The organism is Streptomyces sp. NPDC056222 (genome assembly GCF_042264065.1).
In the GTDB taxonomy this organism is placed as follows: Bacteria; Actinomycetota; Actinomycetes; order Streptomycetales; family Streptomycetaceae; genus Streptomyces.
Map to the genome: position 1 here is coordinate 23005 of NZ_JBHJTL010000094.1, position 6705 is coordinate 29709.

General features: G+C 67.2%; 6 protein-coding genes. 5 read left to right on the forward strand and 1 reads right to left on the reverse strand.

Going from position 1 to position 6705, the window contains the following annotated elements:
- Positions 1-307: 307 nt before the first annotated feature.
- From ACFC0D_RS31360 to ACFC0D_RS31370, 3 genes are all read left to right on the forward strand, one after another.
- Positions 308-1507 carry a S8 family peptidase gene (locus ACFC0D_RS31360; RefSeq protein ID WP_376443225.1) on the forward strand — a complete coding sequence of 400 codons (1200 nt, stop codon included), beginning with the start codon at positions 308-310 and terminating at the stop codon, positions 1505-1507.
- Positions 1508-1582: 75 nt separating this feature from the next.
- Positions 1583-2143: a M14 family zinc carboxypeptidase gene (locus ACFC0D_RS31365; RefSeq protein WP_376443228.1), complete on the forward strand. Its 561-nt coding sequence runs from the start codon at positions 1583-1585 to the stop codon at positions 2141-2143.
- Positions 2144-2301: 158 nt separating this feature from the next.
- Entirely contained in the window at positions 2302-3846 is a 1545-nt protein-coding gene (locus ACFC0D_RS31370; protein ID WP_376443231.1) for an ABC transporter substrate-binding protein, read from the forward strand.
- A gap of 59 nt (positions 3847-3905) precedes the next feature.
- Here ACFC0D_RS31370 and ACFC0D_RS31375 read toward each other — a convergent pair whose 3' ends face one another.
- A complete protein-coding gene (locus tag ACFC0D_RS31375; protein WP_376443234.1) occupies positions 3906-5708 on the reverse strand; it encodes a glycoside hydrolase family 15 protein in 1803 nt (600 codons plus the stop codon).
- Between the two features lie 270 nt (positions 5709-5978).
- On the opposite strand from ACFC0D_RS31375, the gene ACFC0D_RS31380 reads away from it, so the two are divergent.
- Both ACFC0D_RS31380 and ACFC0D_RS31385 read left to right on the forward strand, forming a co-directional pair.
- Positions 5979-6140, forward strand: coding sequence for a hydrophobic protein (locus ACFC0D_RS31380; RefSeq protein ID WP_376443236.1), 162 nt, complete (start codon positions 5979-5981; stop codon positions 6138-6140).
- A 177-nt stretch (positions 6141-6317) separates the two neighbouring features.
- On the forward strand, positions 6318-6683 hold the full coding sequence (locus tag ACFC0D_RS31385; RefSeq protein ID WP_376443238.1) for a PRC-barrel domain-containing protein: 366 nt from the start codon (positions 6318-6320) through the stop codon (positions 6681-6683).
- Positions 6684-6705 lie beyond the last annotated feature (22 nt).

A 6705-nucleotide genomic window follows, 5' to 3' on the forward strand; every position in this document is an offset into this window, starting at 1 on the left:
CGACGTGGGGGGACTGTAGGTGGCGCTCAGGTGATCGTCAAGGCTTCCTGACGGCACACAGGAATCCTCCAGTTCGCGGAACATGTGCGATCTCTCCCGGTTCGTCCCACCCATCCCTGCTGAACAGGACATTGTCCGAAACCGGAAACGCACAGTGATTTACAGGCAGTTGGGCGCGGCCCAATCCTTGTCCTGGCCCCGCCGTGGTTGCTCGCCCCCCACCGACGCCCGGCGGAGCCCTTCTGTCGTCGACCCCCACGGGCGCAGCCACCAGGCCGCCGGGACGGCACTGCCTCAAGGAGCACTGATGCACAAGAGATCCGCACTGCCTGCGCGCAAGATAGTCGGGACGGCGCTCGCCGCCGGTCTGGCCGCCACCGCGCTGGCTGCCGTCCCGGGCACGGCGACCGCCGCCGAGGGAAGCATCCTGGGAGCCGGCGCACGCAACACCGTCAAGGACAGTTACCTCGTCGTCCTCAAGGACGACACCATGGCCAGGGGCGTCGTCGAGCGCCGGAAGGCCTCCCTCGTGAAGCGCTACGGCGGGAAGGCCGGGCACACCTACAGCTCCGCGCTCACGGGCTTCTCGGTCAGGATGACCGAGAAGCAGGCCAAGCGGCTCGCCGCCGACCCGGCCGTGGCCTACGTCGAGCAGGACGCCGAGGCATCCCTGCAGGCGGTCTCCTCCTGGGGTCTGGACCGTGTCGACCAGCGCAGTCTGCCCCTCAACGCCGCCTACTCCGCGCCCAATACGGGATCGGGTGTCACCGCGTACGTCATCGACACGGGCATCCGTACCTCGCACACCCAATTCGGCGGGCGTGCGTCCTGGGGTACGAACACCATCGACACGAACAATACTGACTGTCATGGGCATGGCACTCACGTCGCCGGTACCGTCGGCGGCGCGTCCTACGGGGTGGCCAAGGGCGTCAAGCTGGTCGGGGTCAAAGTCGTCAACTGCGCCGGGGGCACCACCACGACAGCCATCGCCGCCGGAATCGACTGGGTCGCACGCAACGCCGTGAAGCCCGCCGTGGCCAACATGAGCTTGAAGTACCCCAGTCCGGCCGTCGCAACGGCCGTGAGGAACTCCGTCGCCTCCGGCATCGTCAACGTAGCCGCGGCAGGCAACGACTACGGCTACGACGCCTGCAACGTCATCCCCGCCAACGTGCCCGAGGCGATCACCGTCGGCTCCACCACGCGGTCCGACGTCAAGTCGGACTTCTCCAACATCGGTCCCTGCATCGACATCTTCGCGCCCGGCTCCGACATCGTCTCGGCCGGCTTCACGAGCAACACCGCCTCCGCGACGATGAGCGGCACCTCGATGGCCGCACCGCACGTGACGGGCGCCGCCGCGCTCTACCTCTCCGCCAACCGGACGGCCACACCTGCCCAGGTGGAGGCCGCCCTCAAGAACAACGCCACCAAGGGCAAGGTGACCGGCGTCGGCGCCGGCTCGCCCAACAACCTCCTCTACACCGGCTTCATCGGCCAGTGACGCCCTGACCCCCGAGGCAGCCTGTCCGGCCGGAAGGCCCCGGTAGCCCGGGTGCCGATCCCGGCCGGACAGGCCTTGGTCCCCACCGTCACCATCTCGCCCCCCGCCGAACGATGTTCCCGTGCAAGCGAAGTTCACCCAAAGGGCACGTCGGCGGACTCCGAGGCCGAGAACAAGGCACTCCAGGATCTCTACCGCAAGCTGTTCCCCGACACCCGCGCCACGGGTGACACAGCGGCCGCCGCGGCCGACACGAAGGGCATGTTCGTCACGCTGCACAGCTACTCCGACATGGTCCTGTTCCCCTGGGGCTTCGACGGCGACACGGAGAGTGGAAACGACGCCGCGCTGCGGGCCATGGGCAAGGAGATGGCACGGCTGGCCGGCGGATGGCGGTACGGCCGGCCTGGCGAAGTTCTCTACGACGCCAGCGGTGGCCACGACGACTGGGCCTACGACCGGCTCGGAGTGCCCTCCTTCACCTGGGAGATCGGGCCGAGCAGCGGCGCCTGCGGGGGCTTCCATCCGGCGTACTCCTGCCAGAACACCTTCTGGGAGCGGGTCAGGCCCATGCTGACGTACGCGGCCGGCAAGGCGGGCGGTCCGTACGCCGGAGGCACCTCCTCCGCCGGCTGACGACATCCCTGCGACGGCCGCGGCGATGTCGACCGGGGAGGCCTCAAAGCTGAGAGCGGGGCCGTGGCTGCGGCGGCCTCCCCTCGGCCGTTTCCCCGCGGTCGTGAACGCCGAAGCGACCGCTAGCCGCCGTCCCCCTGTCACGAGGAGACCGAACCATGAAAGCGAACCGCCTTGGCATCGCGGCGGGGGCTGTCGCACTGCTGCTGGTCGGGAGTTGTCAGCTACTGCCGGAGGACATGCAAAGGCCGATCGTCATCGGGACGGCCAACGGCCTGACGAGCTTCGACCCTGCCGGGGCGTACGACAACGGATCCTGGGCCGTGTACAGCAACGTCTACCAGAGCCTGCTCACCTTCGACGCAGGGTCGTCCGATCCCCGACCCGACGCGGCCAAGAATTGCGGATTCACAGACTCCACGCTCAAGACCTTCCAGTGCGAACTGCGCGACGACGTGGTGTTCTCCAACGGGCATCCGGTATCGGCCATGGCGGTGAAGCATTCGTTCGATCGGATCCTGCGGATACGTCACCCCCTGGGGCCCGGACCGCTGTTCGCGAATCTGCGCTCCGTGGAGGCCCGCGATGCGCACGTGACATTCCACCTCGGCACAGCCGATGCCACATGGCCGCACAAGATCGCCACAGGGGCTGGTTCGATCGTCGATCCGACCGAGTTCCCCCTGGACAAGCTCCGCGGGAACGAAAGCACAGTCGGATCCGGCCCGTACGTGGTCTCCTCCTACCGAAAGGGGGAGGCGATCGACCTCGAGTCGAACCCCACGTACAAGGGGGCTGTGACGCGAAGAAGAACACCCGTACACATCCGCTACTACCCGACGGCACAGGACGTCGAGAAGGCCTGGAAGGCACGAACCATCGAGGTCGCCTACAGCGGACTGCCGTCCACAGCCCTGGAGCAGATCGACCCCCGCGACCCTGACGTGCGCCTCTCCATCGGAGAGAGCGCGCAGGCGCGGCACCTCGTGATGAACCTCCGCTCCGCACGGAACCCCCTGACGGACGTCGCGGCCCGCCGGGCCGTCGCCGCCCTCGTCGACCGCGGACGACTGGCAAGCGAGGTGTTCAGGTACACGGTGACGCCGCTGTACTCCCTCGTCCCCCCAGGTGTCATCGGTCAGAGCACCGCGTTCCTCGACGAATACCCTGAGATGGATTCCCGGTACGCAGCACAGCGCCTCCGCTCCGCCGGTATCACCACTCCCGTACCCATCACCCTGGGCCATCAGACCGGCACGGCCGCTTTGGAAGCGAGGGAACTGAGGCGGCAATTGGAGGCGGACGGCCTGTTCAAAGTCGAACTCGTTGAGGAAGCCGACTGGGACGCCTATCAACAACGGTGCCAACGTGGTGAGTTCGACGCCTTCGTCACCAGCTGGACGCCGGACTTCTCCGACCCGGAGACCTTCGTGCAGCCGCTGGTGGGGACAGGTGGCGTCCTTCACAACGGATACACCTCGGCCGAGGTCGACAGGACGATCCGGAACACACAGCGACACGCTGATCGCGGGGAAGCCATTCCGCTCTTCCGGTCGATTCAACATGCCGTCGCACGGGACGTCCCACTGGTTCCCCTGTGGCGGAAGATGAATCACGTGGTAACCCGCGCCACTGTCAGCGGCGGCCACCACCTGGCCGAGGGCACTGGGATCTGGCGCCTCTGGGAACTGAGACGGCTCTGAAGAGCGGCCACCCGACCGGGGGCCGTGGGCCGGGACCACCGGCCGTGCGTCTGCCTTCGTCAGGTGGCCTGGTGGATGGCCCAAGCGGCGTTGATCAGACCGATATGGCTGAACGCCTGCGGAAAGTTTCCCAGAAGGTGGCCGCCGACAGAGTCGACCTCCTCGGAGAGCAGTCCGACATCGTTCACGCACCGCGCAGCTCGCTCGAAGACCTCACGTGCGGCATCCGTGTCCCCGGCCAAGGCCAGGGCCTGGGCCAGCCAGAAAGTACAGAGAAGGAAGGTTCCCTCTTCGCCCGGAAGCCCGTCGTCGGCCCCCGCGTACCGGTAGACCAGACCGTTCCCGCCAGTGAGTCGAGCGCGTACGGCATCGATGGTGGCCCGCATCCGCGGGGCATCGGCAGGGATGAAGCCGACGATGGGCATCATCAAGGCGGAGGCATCGAGAACGGCCGACCCGAAAGCCTGGGTGTACGCTCCGGCCTCTTCGTTCCACCCGTTCTCCTCGATCGCGGCTCTGATCTCGTCCCTGGCCGCAGTCCACTCCTGCACGCGATCGGACGCGTCGAGATCGTCCGCCAGTTTCAACGCGCGGTCGACGGCGACCCAGCACATGAGCTTCGAGTAGAGGAAATGCTGAGGTCCGCTGCGCACTTCCCAGATGCCCTGGTCCGGTTCGCGCCATCTCAGGGCGGCGGAGTCGGCGCAGCCGGCGAGGAATGCCTTCGTGGGCGCATCCAAGCCGCTGAGATAGTCGCGCAGGCGATGGGCGGCTGACAGCAGCTCCCCGTACACATCGAGCTGCTTCTGCTCCCAGGCGCCGTTGCCCAATCGGACGGGGCTGCTGTTGCGCCAGCCGGGAAGGTGGGGGAGTACGCGTTCGGTCAGGTCCCGTTCACCGCGGATGCCGAACATGATCTGCATGGACGATTCCTGGCTGGGGTCGCTCGCCGCTGCGTGGGCCATCCACTGAAAGAAGGCCTCTGCCTCGTCAGGACACGCGGCCACCCAGAGTGCGTCCAGCGTGAAGGAGGCGTCCCGCACCCAGGCGAAACGGTAGTCCCAGTTGCGGACGCCTCCGACAGCCTCCGGCAGAGACGTGGTCGGGGCGGCCACGATGGCTCCTGTCGGCTGGAACGTGAGCCCCTGGAGCACGCGGCCGCTGTGCTGTACGAGATCGGCCCAGGGCCCCTCGTACGACTGGTGAAGCTCCGACCAGGAGCGCCACCCCCGGACGGTGTCCTCCAGCTGCGCCAGGATGGCGTCCTGAGAGAGCAGGACGGGGCTCGTCCCCGCGGGAACCTGCTGGAGGGCGAAGGCTGCGGTCTCGCCTGCATGCAGCCCGATCCGGCCGCGGGCGGTGGCCGAGATCTCGAGTGGGACCGGGCTGCAGAGCCCCAGGGTGTCGGGTCCTCCGTGGCACCAGACCCCACCCTGCGTCGGAATGAGCAAGGGCTTGACCAGCCCGTATTCGGGCCGGGGGGCGAACTCGACATCCAAGTCGACGCGGCCTTCCGTGCACTCCACGACACGCAGCAGCAGGTGGGGCGCGTCCACCCCCAGGTCGTGGCCTCGCTCATTGAGGCCGGATGCAAGGGCGTCTGTCACGCTGACCGCTCCCGACTGCATCCGGAAGTCCGTGCGCAGCACGAGGGTGCGGTCCAGATACCGCCGCTGCGTGTCGTAAGGGGAGGCGGGTGTGATCGACCAGTGGCCGGCCTCGGGGCCGAGCAGACGCGCGAACGTCGCTCGGCTGTCGAAGTGGGGCATGCACAACCAGTCCACGGAGCCGTCCCGACTGACGAGTGCAGCGGTCTGGCAGTCCGAGAGAAGTGCGTAGTCCCCGATCGGACGGTCGCTCATTCGGGCCCACCTACTCGTATCCCCTTCTCATCCTCGCTCGATTTCCTCGACCAGGCAGCCGGGAGTGATCAACCGCGTCCGAGGCCGAGAGCTGCTGCGCAGCGCGGCGAAGTGCTCGGCGCCTCGACGCCTCGACGCCTCGGCGCCTCGACGGCGCGGCCTGTGCGTGAGCGGTCGCTTCCGCTCTGCGTATGACGATTTCGGCGCCCGACCCTGCGCGGGTGTGTGAGCAGGAGACCGGGGCACATGTCTTTCCGGAGGTCAACAATTATGGTTCCACTGCTTCTCGTTCTTCTGCTGATCCTGATTCTCTTCGGTGCCGGTTTCGCGCTGAAGATTCTCTGGTGGATTGCGATTGCCGTGCTGGTCGTCTGGCTGCTCGGATTCGTCGCCCGCCCCAAGGCCGGTAGCGGTCGGTGGTATCGGTGGTAGCGGGCCCGTTCGATCGATCCGCGCCGAGCGCCCTTCCGGATGATGTGAATTGGATGCCGGCAGTGGGGTAGGCGGAATTGCGGCGGGACGTGACGTCCGCCGTGCACGACGTACGGAAAAGAAAAGGCGGCGGGAACTTCCTCGCCGTCCTCCCTTTACCGGAGGAGTTGTTTTCGCGTGACTGAGCATGTGTGGAGTTACAAGTCGACCTCGGGCCACCTGGCCGGTGCCGATCTCACCGGCTACAAGGTGGAGGCCACCGACGGGAGCATCGGCAAGGTCGACAAGCACTCCGACGAGGTCGGTGACGCCTACCTGGTCGTGGACACCGGTGTGTGGATCTTCGGGAAGGAGGTCCTCCTGCCGGCGAGCACGGTGACCCGGGTCGTTCCGGAGGACGGGAAGATCTTCGTCGACCTGACCAAGGAACAGATCAAGGACGCCCCCGAGTTCCACCGTGAGAAGCACCTCGGCGACTCGGGGTACCGCGAGGAGCTGGGTACGTACTACGGCTTCCCGCCGTTCGGCGGCCGCCCGCTCTGATCACCGGGCATGACAGGGGCTG